General features: G+C 32.0%; 18 protein-coding genes. 11 read left to right on the top strand and 7 right to left on the bottom strand.

What is annotated here, in order from left to right:
• Positions 1–45: 45 nt before the first annotated feature.
• From P2W75_RS12975 to P2W75_RS12960, 4 genes are read right to left on the bottom strand one after another with little or no spacing between them, the layout of a single operon-like run.
• Positions 46–1,071, bottom strand: coding sequence for a MoxR family ATPase (locus P2W75_RS12975; RefSeq protein ID WP_207297179.1), 1,026 nt, complete (start codon positions 1,069–1,071; stop codon positions 46–48).
• A gap of 37 nt (positions 1,072–1,108) precedes the next feature.
• A complete protein-coding gene (locus P2W75_RS12970) occupies positions 1,109–2,317 on the bottom strand; it encodes a DUF4350 domain-containing protein (RefSeq protein WP_276380773.1) in 1,209 nt (402 codons plus the stop codon).
• Complete coding sequence (locus P2W75_RS12965) at positions 2,317–3,087, bottom strand: DUF4129 domain-containing protein (RefSeq protein ID WP_276380772.1); 771 nt, start codon at positions 3,085–3,087, stop codon at positions 2,317–2,319. Before P2W75_RS12965 ends, P2W75_RS12970 begins: the two co-directional genes overlap by 1 nt.
• 12 nt (positions 3,088–3,099) lie before the next feature.
• Positions 3,100–4,080 carry a stage II sporulation protein M gene (locus P2W75_RS12960; protein ID WP_207297176.1) on the bottom strand — a complete coding sequence of 327 codons (981 nt, stop codon included), beginning with the start codon at positions 4,078–4,080 and terminating at the stop codon, positions 3,100–3,102.
• A gap of 20 nt (positions 4,081–4,100) precedes the next feature.
• Here P2W75_RS12960 and P2W75_RS12955 point away from each other — a divergent pair, with 20 nt between their 5' ends.
• The 5 genes from P2W75_RS12955 to P2W75_RS12935 all read left to right on the top strand — a co-directional run bounded on the left by P2W75_RS12955 (position 4,101) and on the right by P2W75_RS12935 (position 8,884).
• Positions 4,101–4,844, top strand: coding sequence for an RDD family protein (locus tag P2W75_RS12955; RefSeq protein WP_207297175.1), 744 nt, complete (start codon positions 4,101–4,103; stop codon positions 4,842–4,844).
• A 67-nt stretch (positions 4,845–4,911) separates the two neighbouring features.
• A complete protein-coding gene (locus tag P2W75_RS12950; protein WP_276380771.1) occupies positions 4,912–5,514 on the top strand; it encodes a trimeric intracellular cation channel family protein in 603 nt (200 codons plus the stop codon).
• 12 nt (positions 5,515–5,526) lie between these two features.
• Positions 5,527–6,504: a GNAT family N-acetyltransferase gene (locus tag P2W75_RS12945; protein WP_276380770.1), complete on the top strand. Its 978-nt coding sequence runs from the start codon at positions 5,527–5,529 to the stop codon at positions 6,502–6,504.
• Between the two features lie 12 nt (positions 6,505–6,516).
• Positions 6,517–7,593, top strand: a complete 1,077-nt coding sequence (locus P2W75_RS12940) for a DegT/DnrJ/EryC1/StrS aminotransferase family protein (protein WP_276380769.1) — start codon at positions 6,517–6,519, stop codon at positions 7,591–7,593.
• Between the two features lie 34 nt (positions 7,594–7,627).
• Entirely contained in the window at positions 7,628–8,884 is a 1,257-nt protein-coding gene (locus P2W75_RS12935; RefSeq protein WP_276380768.1) for an O-antigen translocase, read from the top strand.
• On the opposite strand, the gene P2W75_RS12930 is transcribed toward P2W75_RS12935, so the two are convergent.
• Positions 8,881–10,017 (bottom strand): glycosyltransferase, encoded by a 1,137-nt coding sequence (locus tag P2W75_RS12930; RefSeq protein WP_276380767.1) that lies wholly within the window; start codon positions 10,015–10,017, stop codon positions 8,881–8,883. The two genes, P2W75_RS12935 and P2W75_RS12930, sit on opposite strands and share 4 nt — an antisense overlap.
• A 103-nt stretch (positions 10,018–10,120) precedes the next feature.
• Between P2W75_RS12930 and P2W75_RS12925 the strand changes: the two genes are divergently transcribed.
• Positions 10,121–10,528 (top strand): FdtA/QdtA family cupin domain-containing protein, encoded by a 408-nt coding sequence (locus P2W75_RS12925; RefSeq protein WP_276380766.1) that lies wholly within the window; start codon positions 10,121–10,123, stop codon positions 10,526–10,528.
• Positions 10,525–11,610 carry a glycosyltransferase gene (locus tag P2W75_RS12920; RefSeq protein WP_276380765.1) on the top strand — a complete coding sequence of 362 codons (1,086 nt, stop codon included), beginning with the start codon at positions 10,525–10,527 and terminating at the stop codon, positions 11,608–11,610. The genes P2W75_RS12925 and P2W75_RS12920 overlap by 4 nt, the downstream gene beginning before the upstream one ends.
• Here the strand turns inward: P2W75_RS12920 and P2W75_RS12915 are convergent.
• The gene (locus P2W75_RS12915) at positions 11,597–12,478 is read right to left on the bottom strand and encodes a glycosyltransferase (RefSeq protein WP_276380764.1); all 882 of its coding nucleotides are present in this window, start codon (positions 12,476–12,478) and stop codon (positions 11,597–11,599) included. The genes P2W75_RS12920 and P2W75_RS12915 overlap by 14 nt on opposite strands.
• On the bottom strand, positions 12,478–13,161 hold the full coding sequence (locus P2W75_RS12910) for a cell division ATP-binding protein FtsE (protein ID WP_207297166.1): 684 nt from the start codon (positions 13,159–13,161) through the stop codon (positions 12,478–12,480). Before P2W75_RS12910 ends, P2W75_RS12915 begins: the two co-directional genes overlap by 1 nt.
• 241 nt (positions 13,162–13,402) lie before the next feature.
• On the opposite strand from P2W75_RS12910, the gene P2W75_RS12905 reads away from it, so the two are divergent.
• The 4 genes from P2W75_RS12905 to P2W75_RS12890 all read left to right on the top strand — a co-directional run bounded on the left by P2W75_RS12905 (position 13,403) and on the right by P2W75_RS12890 (position 19,925).
• Positions 13,403–16,417, top strand: coding sequence for a tetratricopeptide repeat protein (locus P2W75_RS12905; RefSeq protein WP_276380763.1), 3,015 nt, complete (start codon positions 13,403–13,405; stop codon positions 16,415–16,417).
• A gap of 94 nt (positions 16,418–16,511) precedes the next feature.
• Positions 16,512–17,378, top strand: a complete 867-nt coding sequence (locus P2W75_RS12900; protein ID WP_276380762.1) for a PhzF family phenazine biosynthesis protein — start codon at positions 16,512–16,514, stop codon at positions 17,376–17,378.
• 134 nt (positions 17,379–17,512) lie between these two features.
• Positions 17,513–19,267: a TonB-dependent receptor gene (locus P2W75_RS12895; protein WP_276380761.1), complete on the top strand. Its 1,755-nt coding sequence runs from the start codon at positions 17,513–17,515 to the stop codon at positions 19,265–19,267.
• Positions 19,268–19,394: 127 nt separating this feature from the next.
• Positions 19,395–19,925 carry a GNAT family N-acetyltransferase gene (locus P2W75_RS12890; RefSeq protein WP_207297162.1) on the top strand — a complete coding sequence of 177 codons (531 nt, stop codon included), beginning with the start codon at positions 19,395–19,397 and terminating at the stop codon, positions 19,923–19,925.
• The last annotated feature ends 52 nt before the right edge of the window (positions 19,926–19,977 follow it).

Genomic DNA, 19,977 nt, shown 5'->3' with positions numbered 1-19,977 from the left:
TTTCAGTCACTGTGCATTGCGACTGCAAACTGAAAACAAAAAAAACTATCTCGGTATTTCAACTGTTTCGATGATTTGTTTGATAATTTCAGAGCTTGTGATGCCTTCCATTTCACGTTCTGGAGTTACTATAACACGGTGTTGCAGAACTGGAATTGCAGCTTCTTTAATATCTTCAGGAGTTACGAAATCACGTCCGCGAATTGCTGCAAAACCTTTAGAGGCATTTAAAATTGCAATTGAAGCACGCGGTGAAGCTCCCAAATATAAAAAGGCATTTTCTCGTGTATTTACCACAATTCGAGCAATGTATTCTAATAAGTTTTGCTCTACTCTGATTTGTTTTACTAAACCTTGATATTCATTTATTTCAGATGAAGAAAGAATGGTTTTAATCGCTTCTAATTTTCCGTGATCCTGTAATTGGTGTTCTTTTTGGATAATCAGAATTTCTTCATTTAATTTTGGATAATCAATGGTGATTTTGAATAGAAAACGGTCTAATTGGGCTTCTGGAAGACGGTAAGTTCCTTCTTGTTCAATTGGGTTTTGTGTAGCAATTACCAAAAAAGGAGCTTCAAGTTTAAAACCTGAACCGTCAATTGTAATCTGGCGCTCTTCCATAACTTCAAAAAGAGCGGCCTGTGTTTTTGCAGGAGCACGGTTGATCTCGTCAATTAAAACCAAATTAGAGAAAATAGGCCCTTTTTTGAACTCAAATTCAGAATTTTTTAAGTTGAAAATAGAAGTTCCTAGAATGTCTGAAGGCATTAAATCCGGTGTAAACTGAATTCGGCTGAAATCAATATTTAAGGTTTTGGCAAGCAGTTTTGCGGTAATAGTTTTGGCAACTCCGGGAACACCTTCTAATAAAACATGTCCGTTCGATAAAATAGCGACCAAAAGCTGGTCAACCATTTTATGCTGTCCTACAATTACGGTTTCGATTTCTTTTTTAATCGCATTTACATGTTCTAATAAAGGTGCCAGATTTATTCTGGTTTCGAAATTTACGTTTTCGTTTACATTCTCGTTTACGATTCCTGTTTCTGGTGTATTGATATCGTCCATGATGGCTATGTTTTTCTGATTGGTTTTTTATGTAATATTAGTGTAAAATCTTTTCAATTGCATTATTAATTCGGATTAAATCCGCTTCAATGCTGTCGTGATAACTGTTTCGATGTTCGTTAATTAAAAACACAAGTTCTTGTATATCGGCTTCGTTTTTACCAGTTTTAAGATGCAGCTTTTTGATAAAATCATCATCGAGTTTTGTGGTATCGATCAAATATTCGGTTCTTATTTTTTCTAAGAAATAGATAATTTTTTTGTCTATAATATTGGTATGATCGCCTTCTTGATAGTATAGATTTCCAATTGTTTTGGTGAAATCAACGGTCAGGTTTGGCAGCGGCTGTAAAATAGGAACAATACGCTGTTTACGTTTGGCATTGAAAATCATAAAAATCAACATTCCGATCAAAAACATATACCACGCCCATTTTAAAGCGGGCTGACTTAAAATGTAACGCATTGGCGAGGAAGAAATACCTTCTTCACTCTGCACTTTTGTGTACCATAAAATGTTTCCTTTCGGGATATACGACAATGCTTTTTCGGTATATTGATAGCGGTCTTTCTTCAGCAGACTATAATTAGTAAAAGCAATTGGATACGTATGCAGAAAGAAATAACCGTTTTTGTACGGAACTTTTATAAAGTTAATGTTCTTTTTACTTCCCGGTTCTCCCTGATAACCTAAAACAGTAGTGTTCAGTGTATCTATTTTTGAGAAATAATCCCCAATATCAGCAATTGCTTTGTATTTTTTGGTGCTCAATTTTTTATTAGCAAACCATACAGAATTGTTTTTGGTCTTTAAAAAATTAGAAGCGTAAGCTATTTTTAAAGTATCTAGTAATGGTTTTGGAAAATCGACCATGCTTAAAAAAGCATTGTTTCCGTGCGATACGAAATACATGATTTCTTTCATAGACTGATCATCAATATTATTATTTGGTGAAATATTGATGAAAGTTCCTTTTACAGAATAAGTCCCGTTAGTCAGCGTATCGTCAACATATTTTGAATCTAAAAATTCATAAGGAGTGACATCTGCAATTCTCTGGATTTTTTCATTTTTGAAAATACCGCCAATTTCCTTATCAAAAACATATAATCCAAAAGGGATTTTGTCATTGACCGAAAAAGTTGGTCGCCAGTCAATTGGTTTCTGTTTATTATTATCTGAAATTAAGATTAATATGAAAATTAAAACCAGAATACCAATGTATAGTTTAATATTTTTATTCATTAGTTAAAGGTTTTTAAAGCATTCTTAAATCGGTTTTGAGCTTTCGCGAAAGTATTTTCGTCAATCTCAAATTCTCCATACCAGATATAATTGTAGAGATAAGATAAATAGGTGAATTCTTCTCTGTGCGCCGGTTTTTGAAGTTCGTATAAATAATCTGAATTGGTTTTTTCAATATCCCATTCGATATAATTGTTTTGTGCCATTATTTTTAACAGCCAAAGATAATAGTATCGTATAACAGTTCGTTTTTCGCCTGCTTGAAGACTTTCTTGTATTAGTTTTTCAAAATCTAAAAGATGGATATTCTTTTCAATATCAGAATATTGAATCGTTCGTTTTTTAGAATTTTTTCCAAAAATCCATTGTCCTTCTTTATTGATGATCGCTTTTACAATGAAATAAATCACAGTAATGATCACAATGGCTGCAATAACCCTGATCAGAATGGCAACAAAATTTAAAGAAGCTTCAGTTGTACTAAAAGAGAATAGATTTCGGAAAATACTAGCCAGCCAATCTTTAAAACGTTCCCAAAGACCTTTTTCGGGTGCTTTTGGTTCGTAAACAAAGTCGGAGTCAGTATATTTTTTCTGATAATCTTTTGAAAAAGTTTTGGCTTCAACAGCATCTGAATCTGTTTGGATGTCTTTTTCGGTATATTTTATGGAAGAAATTTTGGGTGGATCTTCTGTATACAAACTATCTTCCTGTGCATTTGATGAAATACATAAAAAGATAAAAAATAAAATAAAGAAAATTCTATTCATTACTGGTTTTGGTTAATTCGATTGGGCTGATAATTTGTGTACTTTTTTATGAACGATGAAAGGATAAACCAGATAATAAAATGAAATTATTCCTAACGTAGATAATATGATAAGACTGCTCAGCCAGTTAGGCATATCTATGGAATATCTGGTAATAAAGCCTTCAAGAAATCCGGCACTTATTGTAAATGGAAACGTGCTCAAGAATATTTTAAAGCTGTTTTTAAAACCAATTTTGAAAGAATTCATTCGGGAGAATGTTTTTGGAAACAAAATCGAAGCTCCTAAGATAAATCCGGCAGCAGACTCGATTACAATGGCAAAAATTTCCATTGAACCGTGAATCCAGATTCCGCGAACGCTTTTCCAGAATACATTCTGCTCATAGAAAAAATATTGAAAAGCGCCCAGCATTAATGAGTTTTGAAGAAAAACATAAAAAGTTCCCACTCCGCCAATAATTCCGTATAAATAACATCTTGCGCCTACATACAAGTTGTTCATGGTAATACCAATAAAACTTCCCCAGTTAGAACCTGAACCGTAAACAGCCATTGGATTTCCTTTTTTGATATTGTCTAAAGTCATATTTACATAATCATCGCCTAATATCAAACGAACAAAATTCTGGTCGTAACGGGCAGAAACAACTCCCATTGCTACAGTCGCAAAAAACAGAACAAAAGCATATAATAGGTATCTTTTGTATTGATAAAGCAAAAGCGGAACTTCTGTAGCGAAAAATTCGACAATTTTGTTTTTCTCTGTTCGCTTCGTTTTGTATATTTTTTGGTAAATCTGCGAAGCAAGATGGTTTAAATAGATAACCGTCTTACTTTTAGGATAGTAAGTTTGTGCATACGACAAGTCATTCATTAATTGAATGTACAAATTAGCTAATTCGTCAGGATTTTTCTTAGCTTTACCGAAAATAGCTAGCTCAAATTCCAGCCATTTTTCTTTATTTTGTTTTATAAATGCAATTTCTCTCATTGGAGGCTAAAATATAAAATATGTCAGAATTATCTATTAATACGACACAAAATGTTAAAATAAATTTTATTGCCGCTACAGCAGGCGAAAGATTGGGTGCCTATTTTATCGATTTGTTCATAAAAGGCTGTTATATCGCTTTTATAAGCTGGTTTTTCTTTTATGTGCTAAACTTCGAAAAAGTATTGAGAGGTGTCGATTCATGGTCGTATGGTGCTGTGCTGCTAATGCTGTATTTTCCGGTCATAATTTATTCCATAACTTTAGAAAGTATTTTTGAAGGACAGTCTTTTGGAAAAAAACTGGTAAAAATAAAAGTAGTAAAAATAGATGGATACCAGGCAGGTTTTGGAGATTATTTGATGCGCTGGTTTTTCAGAATTATAGATTTTACTAGTTTTTACGGTCTCGTAGGTTTAATTGCAATTGTTTCCAGCAAAAAATCACAAAGATTAGGTGATATGGTGGCAGGAACAGCTGTTATAACCTTAAAAAATAAAATCAATATTAGTCATACGATTCTGGAAGAAATTGGAGATTCGTATGTGCCGACTTATCCTTTAGTAATCAAACTTTCGGATAACGATATGCGAATTATTAAAGAAACCTATCAGAGGGCAATTGCAAAAAACGATCAGGAGATTATTTACAAACTGGTAGAAAAAATTGAAAGTGTAAGCGGTATCAAAAACCAGTCGGGTAATAACAATGATTTTATCAGAGTGATATTGAAAGATTATAATTTCTATACACAGCATATGTAATTTAAAATGTTACTAAAAACCTTGCTTCTTTAATCCTATTATCACCTTTGAACCTTAAGAAAAAGAAATGTTCCATTTATTAGATATTATTGGTACGATGGCATTTGCAATGTCTGGAGCTTTAACGGCGATGCATAAAAAGCTGGATCCGTTTGGGGTTTTTATAATTGCATTTGTAACAGCAGTTGGAGGAGGAACACTTCGAGATGTTTTAATTGGCAGAACGCCAGTAGGATGGATGCGTGATATGCAATATGTATACGTAATTATTCTTGGGTATTTTTTAGCTATTATTTTCAGAAAAAGTTTTGATAAACTTAGAACTTCTCTTTTTTTATTTGACACAATCGGACTTGGGGTTTTTACTTTAATAGGTCTTGAAAGAGGGATATTAACAGGACTTCATCCAGCAATTTGTATTGCACTGGGAACTATGACGGCTTGTTTTGGAGGCGTAATCAGAGATATTTTGTGCAATGAAATTCCGAATGTTTTTAGAGAAGAAATATATGCAACGATTTGTATTTTAGGAGGAATTGTATTTTTTGGTCTCAGAAAATTAAATTTAGACGATGATATTTTATATCTCGTTACTTCTTTGGTTATCATTATAATCAGGTTGCTGGCAGTTAAATACAAATGGAATTTAAAAGCTTTTGACCACAAATAAACAGTCGTAAAAGTGAGTCAGTACACCATAAAAAAATACGAGGAAAGTGATTATGCGTTATGGAACGATTTTGTAAATCAGGCCAAAAATGCCACATTTTTATTTCATCGTGATTTTATGGAATACCATAAAGATCGTTTTGAAGATTTTTCGCTTTTAATTTTTGAAGAAGAAAAACTCAAAGCCATTCTTCCTGCCAATAAACAAGGAAATTCTATTCATTCTCATCAAGGACTTACTTACGGCGGACTTGTTTATAGAGAACAGACAAAACTAAAATCAGTGATTTCTATTTTTAGAAATCTTTTGTTTTTTTTGGATGAAAATAATTTCGATAAACTATTTCTTAAAACACTTCCTTCCATTTACCATTTAAAACCTGCCGAAGAAATTTTATACGCTTTGTTTTTGGCAGAAGCAAAACTCATTAGACGTGATTCACTTTCTGTGATTGATTTGCAGCAGGAGAAAACAATTTCTAAAATTAGAAAAAGAGGCATAAAAAAAGCTATTTCAAACGAATTGATTATTAAAGAAGAAAATCAATTTGAATTATTTTGGAACAAAATTCTTATTCCTAATTTAGAAAAAACACACCACGCAAAACCAGTTCACTCAATTGAGGAAATACATATCTTAAAATCTTTTTTTCCTGAAAACATCCATCAGTTTAATATTTATAAAGATGATGAAATTGTAGGCGGAACAACGGTTTTTGAAACACAAAATGTAGCGCATTGCCAGTATATTTCAAAAGATCCTGATAAAGAAGATTTGGGAAGTCTGGATTATCTTTTTCAATACTTGATTGAGGAACGATTTTCTCAAAAACGTTTTTTTGATTTTGGAATTTCAAATGAAAATCAAGGAAAAAATCTAAACGAAGGATTAACGTATTGGAAAGAAAGTTTTGGCGCTAGTACGATTGTGCACGATTTTTATGAAGTTGATACTGCCAATTATACTAAATTAGAAGATATTCTTATTTAAAACACAACGACAATGATATCTTTTCTTGACCTTAAAAAAATAAACGAACCATATGAAACCGTTTTTCAGCAAAAACTGAAATCGGTTTTAGAGAACGGCTGGTATATTTTAGGAAAAGAAGTAGAAACATTCGAAAAGGCTTTCGCTGAATATTGCGGAGCAAAATATTGCATTGGTGTTGGGAATGGCTTTGATGCGCTAGTACTTATTTTTAAAGGATATATTGAACTTGGAAAACTTCAAAAAGGTGATGAAGTTATAGTTCCTGCCAATACGTATATTGCCAGTATCTTGGCGATTTTGCAAGCCGATTTAGTTCCTGTTTTGGTTGAGCCCAAACTCGAAACCTACAATATTAATCCCGATTTAATTCAAGAAAAAATTACTTCAAAAACAAAAGCTATTTTGGTCGTTCATTTATACGGACAATTAGCTGAAATGGAGAAAATAAATGAAGTAGCAGGAAAAAATAATCTATTGATTATTCAGGATTCTGCTCAATCTCACGGGGTAGAAAATCAAAAATCAACAGTAGCTTACAGTTTTTATCCCGGAAAAAATTTGGGATGTTTAGGCGATGGCGGAGCGATTACCACAAACGATTCTGCATTAGCAAAAGTACTTTTTACGCTTCGGAATTATGGTTCTGAGAAAAAGTATTATAACGAATATATTGGTGTAAATTCAAGATTAGATGAATTACAGGCAGGATTTTTAAATTTAAAATTACCAAATTTAGACGCTGACAACGAAAAACGAAGAGCGATTGCAAGACGATATTTGTCTGAAATTAAAAATGAAAAAATCATACTTCCGTTTTGGGATTTTTCAAATAATCATGTTTTTCATTTGTTTGTAGTTCGAACAGAAAATAGAGATTATTTGCAGCACTATTTAAGCGAAAATAATATCCAAACTGTTATTCATTATCCAGTTCCTCCTCACAAACAAAAGGCATTTCAGGAATGGAATCATTTGTCTTTTCCTATAACCGAAAAGATTCACAATGAAGTTTTAAGTCTGCCGATCAGCCCGGTTTTCACCGAAACGGAAATTGATTTTATTATAGAAATCTTAAATCAATATTAATTTGAATTTTTATAGAAAAATAATTCAAACCAGTTTGTTTAAGATTACTTCTTTAAACAGTTTTAGTGTTGCTTTAAAAATCGGAATCGGACTCATCACATCAAAAATATTAGCCATTTTCGTAGGCCCAAACGGAATGGCGCTTGTTGGAAATCTCCGTAATTTTTTAACGTCTCTTGAAACGATTTCTACGTTAGGGTTTCAAAACGGAATCGTAAAATACACCGCTGAAAATGAGCAAAGTAAAACCGAACTCCATAAGATAATCACAACCGTTTTTATAACGATGCTTTGTATTGCAGTCCTTTTAAGCACTATTTTATTTCTAACTGCGGATTATTGGAACTATAAAATTTTTGGAAGTAACACAGGATATCTTCTTGTTTTCAAGGCTTTAGCATTGGTTTTGCCAGGTTACGGACTTTCTATTTTTTTTATAGCGGTAATTAATGGTTTAGGGAAATTCAAAAAAGTAATCTGGATCAACATCATCGGAAACATCATTGGTTTGTTGACCTCTATTTTCCTGATTTTACAATTTAAAACTATTGGAGCTTTAATGTCAATTGTAATTGCGCCTGCGTTGTTGTTTCTTATTACCTTTTATCTGGTTCAAAAAGAAATTCAATTTCTTCAGATTATAAAATTACATTTATTTGATTTCAAGATTTTAAAAAATCTGTCATCTTATTCTTTAATGGCAGTGGTTTCATCTGTTTTTGGACCTTTTGTATTTCTGGCAATCCGAAATCATATTATTCAGAATTTAGGAATTGACCAAGCTGGATATTGGGAAACCATGACGAGAATTTCTACTTATTATTTAATGTTTGTCAGCACCATTCTAAGTGTTTATTTTCTGCCGAAATTAGCGAAAGCAGAAAATAATTTAGAAACGAAAAAAGTCTTTTTACAATATTATAAATTCATTCTTCCTGTGTTTGTCTTGGCTGTGACAATCCTATATTTTTTGAGGCATTTTATTATCCAATTACTTTTTACAAAAGATTTTCTGCCTGTGACTGATTTGTTTTTCTGGCAGCTTTTGGGAGATGTTTTTAAAGTCTGTTCCCTTATTTTAGGATATCAGTTTTTTGCGAAAAAAAAGACTTATGCATTTATTCTAACCGAACTATTTTCGCTGGCAATTCTGTATTTTTTCAGTCTGTATTTCATTAAAATGTATGGAATCGAAGGAGTTTTAATGGGATACGCGCTGGATAATTTTATTTATTTTATTTTGTTGCTTTTTTATTTTCGATCTGTTTTTTTAAGAAAAATTAGATTTTAACTTTTCCAAACATCAAGATATTGCTGTGCAATTTTAATATAATTATGCTCTTTCTCAATAAAAGCTCTCGCACGTTTTCCTATTGCAGTAATTTCAGTAGGATTTTCTATAAGAAAAGATAATTCTTGAACAAGGTAGTCAACATCAGGGAGCGCATTAATGCATACTTTTTCGGTTATCTTGTAATATTCTACAAATTCAGATTCAGCACCTGTAAACACTACTTTCCCTTTTGCCATTGCTTCAAGCGCATTGTATCCTTGATCACAGGAATAAGCCTGATCCAATAAAATATGTGCCTTATTATACAATTCGATATAAACGGGATAAGGAATTGTATTTGTAGTTATTACTTCAACTCTGTCAGGATATTTTTCTTTGATTATATCCAAAGCTTTTTCAAAAAATGCAATCCCTTTTTGATGATAGCTCCATTTACTTATGCCCAAAAAAATAATGATTTTTCCATTTGTAACAAGTTCCTTGAAACCGAGTTTTTGGGTATTAACAGGACAAGGAATAAAACCTGAATATTTTGGATTTTTGCTATTTGCCTCTACATAATCAAAATCAGTCGCAATGATGCCATTGAATCTTTCTTTAATAAAGTTGTGAATTTTAAGATGACCTTTGCTGATGTAAGAATAGAAAGCTTTGAATTCTTTGTCTTCTTTAGGATTCTTAAAATAAGGTTGAAGAATTGATTTTTTAGATTGATTATCAATATAAAATGTCAGTGTAGAATAATCAATTCCAGTAGAAAGCATGAAAGATTTTTTGTTTGTTGCACAAAGCTTTTTCATAAGATAAAGTTCAAAATTTGAAGTCGTTTTTACAGAAGCTTCATTAATAAACTGAACTACATCAGAGTTTTGTAATTTGGAAAGAAAAAGATAAAAACGAAATCCCGCTTCTAATCCTGCAAAATCAAATTTAAATAAACGATAAATTATTTTTCGAGGAATATTAAATATTTTAAGATTAAGATATTTGGGTTCAAAATTATAATCTAGAGGATACTGTCTAAAACCGTCTTTATTGCCAATTAAAATAACTTCATGACCAAGCTCAATTAGTCCCTCTTTTAAAGAATTATGTAAAAGACTATATTCGCCAACAAGTAAAATCCTCATTAATGTTATATTTGATACGAAATTAAGAAATCAATACTTAATATTTGTGATCTAAAGCATATATCATCAATAAGCATTTCTAGAAATGTTCTAAAATAGTAATATGAAAACGACAATTCATGATATTCAATATATAAAATTTCCTGTAGTAGAAGACGTTCGTGGTAATTTGGCTTTTATACAAAATGATATTCTGCCTTTTGAATTCAAACGAATTTACTATCTTTTTGATATTCCAAGTAATGCTTTTAGAGGAGGACATTCGCATATTCAGCAACATGAAATTTTAGTGGCGCTTAGCGGTAGCTTTTATGTCACTTTGGATGATGGTTTTCAAAAAACTAAAATTTTATTAAATAAGCCAGATACTGGTCTGCATTTAGTAAATGGACTATGGCGAGAACTTGAAGATTTTTCATCAGGAGCAGTATGTCTTGTTTTATCGTCAGATGTTTTTTATGAGAACGATTACATAAGAGATTATGACAAATTTTTGATGTCTAAAAAATGAAACTATTATACATCACTCAAAGGATTAATGAAGAAGGAGGAATTCAAAGAGTACTTTCTGTAAAAACCAATTATTTAATAGAAAAATGGAATTACCAAATTTCTATAATTACACAGAATGATGGAGATTCAGATGTATTTTTCGAATTTAATAGAGCTATAAGATTTTATGATATTTCATTAAAAAAAGGGAAACTTTTAAATTTGTTTGAATATAAAAAGCAACTTCAAAAGCATATTAGTTTTTTGAAGCCCGATTGTATAATAGTTTGTGATTTTGCCTTAAAATCGTTTTCAATTCCATTATTTTTAAAAACAGATGTTCCTGTTATATTTGAAGCTCACGGTTCAAGATTTAATGAATATAGAAAAACTTTTTTTGGAAGATTTACAGGTAAGTTAAAATATGAATACCGGAATTACTGTGCTTCTAAATTTTTGTTTTTTGTTGCATTATCTAAGGAAAGTTTAAAAGAATGGTCCATTAAAAATGGAAGAATAATTTCTAATCCGTTGTGGTTCAAGGTTTCTCAAACTGCTAAACTGGAAGAAAAGAAGATCATAATGGTTGCCAGACATTCCTATGAAAAAGGAATTGACAGAATATTGAAAATATGGCCACTTATAACACAAAAACATCCAGAATGGACATTGGAAATTTTTGGAAAGCCTAACAAAGCACTTCAGTTTGAAAAACAACAGATTAATAATGTCACTTTCTCTAATCCAGTACATAATATTCAGGAAGTGTATCAAGCTGCCTCGATATTAGTAATGACTTCGAGAAATGAAGCGCTGCCAATGGTATTGATAGAAGCAATGTCTGTTGGTCTTCCTTGCATAGCTTATGATTGTCCTGTTGGACCAAAAGCGATTATTAGGAATAACGAGAATGGATTTCTTATTGAAGAAGAGAATGAAAAATCTTTTGTTGAAAAAGTAAGTTTATTAATGGAAGACGAAATTTTACGCAAAAAAATGGGACAGAAAGCCCAAGAAAGCGTTCAGAAATATGATATTGACCTTATTATGGATCAATGGAAAAATTTCTTTGAAGAAATTGTAAAAGCTAATTTAAGGTAGAATAATATCCGAGACGATACATATCAAAAAGTAAAAGAGAAGGTTTTTTACTTAAAAGCTGCTTGACTAATAGAGGTTTAAAGATTTTAAAACTAAAAGAAATAATAGAACTTAGATGATAATTTTTTATCATTTGAAAATAATGCGAAAGTTTTACATAATCTTTAGAAATAAGGCTTGAATCTACTAAGTTTTTTAAGCCTAAAACAGCTTCTTCAGATTTTTTTAAAAATATTGTACTACTTTCTATTCCTAAATGAAAAACTGGATTTTCGATATGGATAACCTTAATTTGTTCTTGTTTTAATTCAAATGAAAATAAAGTATCTTCATGTCTGAGATTTGGAATATTTTCGTTGAATCGAACTTTAGAAAAAATACTTTTTTTAATTAAAAAATTCAAAGTTAAAAAAGAAAGATATGGATTTTGGATACGATCAGAAACTTGTAACGCTTCTCTTTTTCTTCCATAAATCCATCTTAAAACTTTTCCTTTTTCAGGTTTAATGTTCTCGTATAAAATACCTCCGTAAACTATCTTTTCTTCCTGACTTATTTCTTGTATATAATTTGAAATAAAATTTTCTTGAACAGGAATTGTATCAGCATCCAGAAATAATAAGTTTTCATAATGGGCTTTTTCGGCTAATAAATTCCGAATCGCACTTCGGCCTATATTTTTGGGTAAAACAATAAAAGAACAATTTATAAATTGATTAATTTTTTGATTTTCTTCTTCATATAGATTAGAAGCATCGTCCAGACAAAGAACTTCAAAGTTAATTCCACAAGAATTACACTGCTTTACGAGTTCGCTGACAAGCGGTAAAACATTATAATTATAAACCGGAATTAAAATGGAAAGCATTATACACTTCTTTGCACCACTTCAAAAATTCTTTCATCTTCACATTTTAATGTTTTAGATGGGAATTTCATTAATAAAGCATAATCGTGAGTAGCCATGATAACCGTTTTTCCTGCAGCGTTAATTGCTTTTAGAACTTCCAATACTTCAGAACTTGTTTGTGGATCAAGGTTTCCGGTTGGTTCATCGGCTAGGATAAATTCAGGATCATTCAAAAGTGCTCTTGCAATGGCTACACGCTGCTGTTCTCCGCCAGAAAGCTGATGAGGCATTTTGTTTAAGAAATCTTTCATTCCAACTTTGTCCAAAACTTCATCAATTTTGTGCTGCATAGCTTCTTTTTCAGTCCATCCTGTAGCTTTAAGAACAAAAAGCATATTGTCTTTTATAGAACGATCTGGAAGTAATTTAAAATCTTGGAAAACAATACCAATTTTACGTCTCAAATACGGAATGTCTTTTTCTTTTAAGGAAGCCAAATCAAATTCAACGATATGACCTTCACCTTCAAGTAACGGAAGATCAGCATATAAAGTTTTTAAGAAAGTACTTTTTCCTGAACCTGTTTTTCCGATGATGTAGATAAACTCGCCGTGTTCAACATCTAAGTTAATATGAGAGATAATTTTTCTTCCTTCCTGATATATAGTGACTTCTTTAAGAGATAGTACGGTTTGTGACATAATAAAAATTGATTTGATTGGTAAAAGTACTAAGTTAACGATTGTATTCAAAATAAATTTCAATCATTTCTGAATAAAACAGCCAAAAGAATAAAAGTTTTTGAAAGTTTGAGAACCAATTGCTTGACGATTTATATGCCGTATTATAACAATCATTAAAACATTTGTTCATAATAAAATTAGGAAACGTTTCGTTATAAACGGTATAAAATGATAAATTTGAATACTAAATATAACTAAAATGCGTAAACTTTCCTGGTTCTTTTTATTCCAAATTATCCTTATTTCGTCTTCAGTTTCAGCACAAAAATCAGCTATATATACTTACGATTTAAAGGATTTTGACAAAGCACTGGCTTTATATAACGACAAACAATATGCTTCGGCACAACATATTTTCGAAAACGTAAAAAATACGGCAGTTACCGAAGAAGTAAAGTCGGACTGTGCGTACTACATTGCCAATTGTGCTATTAGAACCAATAAGCCAAATGCAGATGCTTTGATGGAAAAATTTGTTGAAGATTATCCAACAAGTACGAAACAAAATCAAGCATATGTCGAAGTGGCGCAGTATTTCTTCGAGCAGGGCAATTATCCAAAAGCGCTGCAATGGTTTGATAAAGTTGACGAAAGTTACATGAGCAAATCAGAATCGGATAAATTCAATTTCCAGAAAGGGTACAGCTATTTCAATGCTAAAAAGAAAAAAGAAGCCACAACTTATTTTAATAAAGTGGTGAATTCTCCTGAGTTCGGTTCGCAAGCCAAATACTATTTAGGTTTTATGGCGTATGAAGGCGACGATTATAAAGAAGCAACCAAATACTTTGATGAGGTTTCTGGCGAAGAAAAATACAAAGAAAAACTTTCGTATTATCAGGCCGATATGAATTTCAAATTAGGAAATTTCCAAAAAGCCATTGATTTAGGACAAAAAGCAATGGATAAGTCCAATGAAATGGAAAAATCCGAATTGAATAAAATTATTGGAGAAAGTTATTTTAACCTAAAACAATATGATAAAGCAATTCCGTATTTAGAAAAATACGCTGGTAAAAAAGGAAAATGGAACAATACCGATTTCTATCAGTTAGGATATGCGTATTATGAACAGAAAGAGTATGAAAAGGCTATTTCTCAATTCAATAAAATTATAGAGGGAAAAGACTTCGTAGCGCAAAATGCGTACTACCACTTAGGTTTAAGTTATTTGAATACAGGCAAAAAACAGGAAGCGCTTAATGCTTTTAAAAATGCTTCGGAAATGGATTTTAATGCACAGATTCAAGAAGATGCAGCCTTGAATTACGCTAAATTAAGTTATGATATTGGAAATGCATATCAGACTGTTCCGGGAATTTTATTGGATTTCTTGAAAAAATACCCAAACAATTCAAGCAGAGCTGAAGTAGAAAAACTTTTAGTTGATTCGTATATTTCTACCAAAAACTACAAAGAAGCTTTGGCTTTATTAGAAAAAAACAGAACTCCTGAAAATAAAGCAGCATATCAAAAAGTACTTTTTTATAGAGGACTTGAATTGTACAACGAATCCAATTATTCTGAAGCTGGAAAAATGTTCAAAAGCGCTATCGCAGAACAAAAAACACCTGAATTTACAGCACGTGCTACTTTTTGGAAAGCCGAAACAGAATATCTTAACGACGATATGCAGAATGCATTGTTAACCTACAAACAGTTTGCGGGACTTCCATCGTCTAAAAGTACAGACGAATACAAAAACATCAATTACAATATTGGCTACACGTATTTTAAATTAAAAGAATACGATCAAGCAGCTAATTCATTTCAAGCTCAGATTGATACTAATAAAGAAGATAAAACACGTTTAAATGATTCTTATCTGCGTTTAGGAGATTCAAGATTTGTGACTTCAAAATATTCTCAGGCAATGGAAGCGTACGGAAAAGCAATGGATGCCAAAAGTGTCGATGCTGATTATGCGCAGTTTCAAAAAGCACTTTCGTATGGTTTTATGTCAAGAAACGATCAGAAAATCAACGAACTGAACAATTTCTTAAAAATGTATAAAAAATCAGAATATCGTGATGATGTTTTGTTTGAATTAGGAAATACATATGTTGCTGATAAGAAAAATGATTTAGCAATTAAAACCTACGATCAGTTAATTTCAGAATATAAAAACGGTTCATTTACGTCAAAATCTATCTTAAAACAAGGTTTAATTTATTACAATTCAGATCGTGACGAATTAGCTTTATCTAAATTCAAAAAAGTCGCTGCTGAGTTCCCAAAAACGCCTGAAGCTCTAGAAGCAGTTTCCACAGCAAGATTAATTTATGTTGATTCTGGAAGAGTAGACGAATATGCTTCATGGGTTAAAACATTGGATTTCGTTTCGGTTACAGATGCTGAATTGGATAACGATACTTACGATGCCGCTTTCAAACAATACAGCCAAAACAACAGCAAAAATGCCATTACAGGTTTTGCAGGTTATATCACTAATTTTCCTTCGGGATTACATGCTTTAGAAGCCAATTTCTATTTAGCACAATTGTATTATGCCGAAGGTTCTGAAACCAAATCAATTTCGAATTACCAATATGTAATACAACAGCCAAGAAGCGAATTTTCAGAGCAAGCATTAAACAGATTGGCTCAGATTTATTTAAAAGCAAAAGACTGCGATAAAGCAATTCCAGTTTTAGCACGTTTAGAAAATGAAGCCGATTATCCTCAAAATAAAAACTTCGCACAAGCTAACTTGATGAAATGTTATTATGATAAAAAAGATTATGACAAATCAGTTGTTTCTGCAGAAAAAGTATTAGAAAATCCAAAAGCCGATGCTGGTGTAAAAGCCGATGCACAAATCATCGTAGCCCGTGCCGCAATGCAGACAGGGAACGAAGACAAAGCAAAAACAGCTTATGCTAAACTTTTGGCAACTTCAAAAGGTGAATTAGCGGCAGAAGCTTTGTATTACGATGCGTACTTTAAAACGAAAGAAGGAAAATTCGAAGCTTCGAATACTGCGGTTCAAAAACTGGCTAAAAATTATTCGGCTTACAAATATTACGGAGCAAAAGGCTTGGTTTTAATGGCGAAAAACTTCTACGGATTAAAAGACAGTTATCAAGCAACTTATATCTTAGACAACGTAATCAATAATTTTACAGATTATCCAGATGTAGTTGAAGAAGCGAAAAGAGAATTGGGAGCTATTAAAGTAGAAGAATCAAAAACGAATTCGTCAATTAACCGATAAAGACAAAGTAGATGAAAGAATCAAGAGGCAAGATTTCTTAGAAATTCTTTTCTCTTGCTTCTTGCCTCTATTTCCTCAAAAAAAGAAAAAAGAAATGAGTTTACCTTTTTATATAGTTGATGTTTTTGCTGATAGAAAATATGCCGGAAATCAGTTGGCGGTTTTTTTAGATGCACAAAATTTAAGTTCAGAAGAAATGCAGCAGATGGCACGCGAAATCAATTTTGCAGAAAGCACATTTATAACCAAGCTGGACAGAGAAAACAACAAAGCCGAAATCAGAATATTTACACCTTCACAGGAAATGCAGTTTGCGGGTCATCCAATAATTGGAACTTCTTGGGTTATAATCAATAAAATTTTTGATAATCCACCTGCAGAAATAAAACTGGAAGTGCCAATTGGACCAATTGCAATTCATCAGTCCCAAGGTTTGATTTGGTTAAAAGCGGCTCAGCCAAAATTTTGGGATATCTTTTCAAAACAAGATATTACCACATTTAGTAATCTAACGGTCAGTGATTTTGAAAATCAATTTCCGGTTCAAGAAGTTACTACGGGAAGTGCGTTTGTAATGGTTGGATTAAGCAGTAAAAGAGCGCTTGAAAATTTGGTTTTAGACAAAGATAAAACGGATGATTGGTTGAAAAAGAATTGTAAAACAAGCCACAGAGGATTGTATTTCTATTATTTAGAAGGTTCAAAAATCTTTAGCCGAATGCTTTGTGTCGAACACAACCAATTAGTTGAAGATGCAGCAACCGGAAGTGCCAGTACGTGTTTACAAGCCTTTTTATTAAAATATCATAAACCAGAAATAGAACTAACAAATTATCAGGGAGATTATATCAATCGTCCGTCTGAGATTTATTTCAAAGGAAAATTAACCAACGACCAATTTGATATACAAATAGGAGGAAAAGCCCAGTTTGTAGCCAAAGGAGATTGGGAAGCATACTAATTAGAGAATATAATCACGAAAAGAATTTAGATAGAATATAGAGAATAGAACAAAGAGTTTTGAGGAGAAGAAATTAAGGTATTGTAAATATCTTTTCTTTTTTTCTTTCCTCTATCCTCTAAAAATAAAGAAATATGAAATTAAACTGCCGAAATAAAATCATCATTTTACTTGTGTTATTTGTTGTTCAGCTTTCGTTTGCCCAAAAGAAAAATGAAAACATCGGAACAGAAACAGTAAACGTAGTAAAACCTTATTCGCCAACTATATCTGATGCGTTTAAAGTGAAAGAGATTCCTTCGCTTGACGATTCTGGAAATCAGCCGAAAGAAACGATCAAATATAGCATTTTATCCGTTCCTGTAGCCTCTACTTTTACGCCATCAAAAGGGAATGCACAAGCTGTCGATAAATCTAAAAAAGAAAGATTGTTCAATAATTATGCAACATTAGGAGTAGGTAATTACGGAACTTTAAACGGTGAATTATTCGTAACTCAAGATTTAGGAAACAACGATTATTTAGCTGGAATGTTTCGTCATCATTCTTCGCAAGGTGGTATCAAAGATGCAAAACTGAACGATGAATTTTATGATACAGCTTTAAACGTAGGTTACGGAGTTAACAATCGTGATGTGTCTTGGGGAATCGATTTAGGATATCAAAATCAGGTTTATAATTGGTATGGTTTACCAGCTGATTTTGGAGCAACTTTGCCCCCTGCAGATCAAGTAGCTTTAGTTACAGGAATTAATCCGAATCATTCGTACAATACCATTTCATTAGGAGGAAATTTTGAATTTAATGAAAGTATTTTCAGCAAAGTTTCAACCCGATTTACACATTTTTCAGATAGTTTTTCTTCTTCAGAAAATCGTTTTTATTTGAAACCGACTTTCAAAGTGGATGTAATGGATCAAGCGATTAATACCAATGTTATTATTGATCACGTAAGCGGTTCTTTCGAAAATAATTATGCAAGAGATAATGTTGAACCTTTAAAATACAGTTTAACCAATTTTGGTATTGAGCCAAGTTTTGTGGTTACTGAAAACGATTGGACATTAGAACTAGGAGCAGGATTGTTTTATGCTTTGGATTCTGAAAACAGCGGGAACAAATTTTACATCTATCCAAAAGTAAATGCATCCTATAAATTAGTAGGTGATTTAATGATTTTCTATACAGGAGTAAACGGTAGTTTAAACCAAAACTCATACGCTGATTTTGTAACCGAAAATCCGTTTTTATCTCCAACCCTAAACATGAGACCTAGCAGTACACAATACAATGTATTTGCGGGATTAAAAGGAAAATTAGCCAATAATGTAAGCTATAATTTGACAGGTTCTTATTTAAATGAAAAAGACAAAGCATTGTTTAAAAGCAATGATTATACAGAAGATTTATCGAACCAGAATTATGCTTTTGGAAACTCATTTGGAGTAGTGTATGAAGATATTAGAACGCTTCGTTTTTATGCAGAATTAAAAGCTGATTTTTCAGAAAATGTTTCTTTTGGAATCAACGGAACTTTTAACAGTTACAATACAGACGGCGCAGTTGAAGCATGGAATTTACCTTCAATGAGATTAGGTTCTAGTCTGGATGTGAACATTACAAAACAATGGTATGCAGGTTTAAAAGTTTTCTACGTAGGAGAACGTAAAGACATGCAGTCTAATTTAAATGCTGGTGTAGATCCAGTTTTGGTAACTTTAAAAAGCTATTTCGATGCCAATGCACATTTGGGATATAAATTCAATGATCGTTTGACTTTCTTCCTTAAATTAAACAATATTGGAAATCAGGCTTATGAAAGATGGCTGAACTATCCGGTTCAAGGATTCCAGGTTTTAGTAGGCGGAAACTACAAATTCGATTTTTAAATACTAAACTTTATAGGTATTAGGGCACGAAGTTTCTAAAACAGGAAGTGTCTTATTTAGCCATGGGTTCATGAATTTTTGGAGTAGATTCGTGAATTTGTGGCTATTTTTTGATGATTATATGATTATGGAAGTTCTAATTAGACAGGAAAATAAAAACGATTACGAAAGTGTATTTCGGTTAATAGAAAAAGCTTTTAAAGATCTAGAATACAGCGATCACAACGAACAGTTTTTGGTCGAAAGATTAAGAAAATCAGAAGGTTTTATTCCGCAGTTGTCTATTGTGGCAGAGGTTGGTGGACAGATCGTGGGACATATTTTATTTACAAAACTGCAAATTGTAAACGAACTCAATGTTTTTGAATCGTTAGCATTGGCACCAGTTTCAGTTTTACCAGAATTTCAAGGAAAAGAAATTGGCTCAAAACTTATTTTATACGGTCATGAACAAGCAGAAAGATTAGGATATGAATCTGTTGTTTTGCTTGGACATGAAGGTTATTATCCAAGATTTGGATATGAGCGTTGTGAAAAGTATAATATTAAAATGCCGTTTGATGTTCCAGCAGAAAATTGTATGGTGATTCCGCTTGTAAAAGATGGATTAAAAAAAGTATACGGTAAGGTTGTTTATCCTGATGTTTTCTTCCAATAAACCTTAGACAAACAAAAAAACTTTGCACCTTTGTACTTTAGAAACTCAGTAC

The organism is Flavobacterium sp. H4147, from assembly GCF_029360735.1.
Taxonomy (GTDB): Bacteria; Bacteroidota; Bacteroidia; order Flavobacteriales; family Flavobacteriaceae; genus Flavobacterium; species Flavobacterium endoglycinae.
The sequence above is the reverse complement of the archived record's forward strand: the minus strand, read 5'-3'. Positions and strand labels throughout refer to the sequence as shown.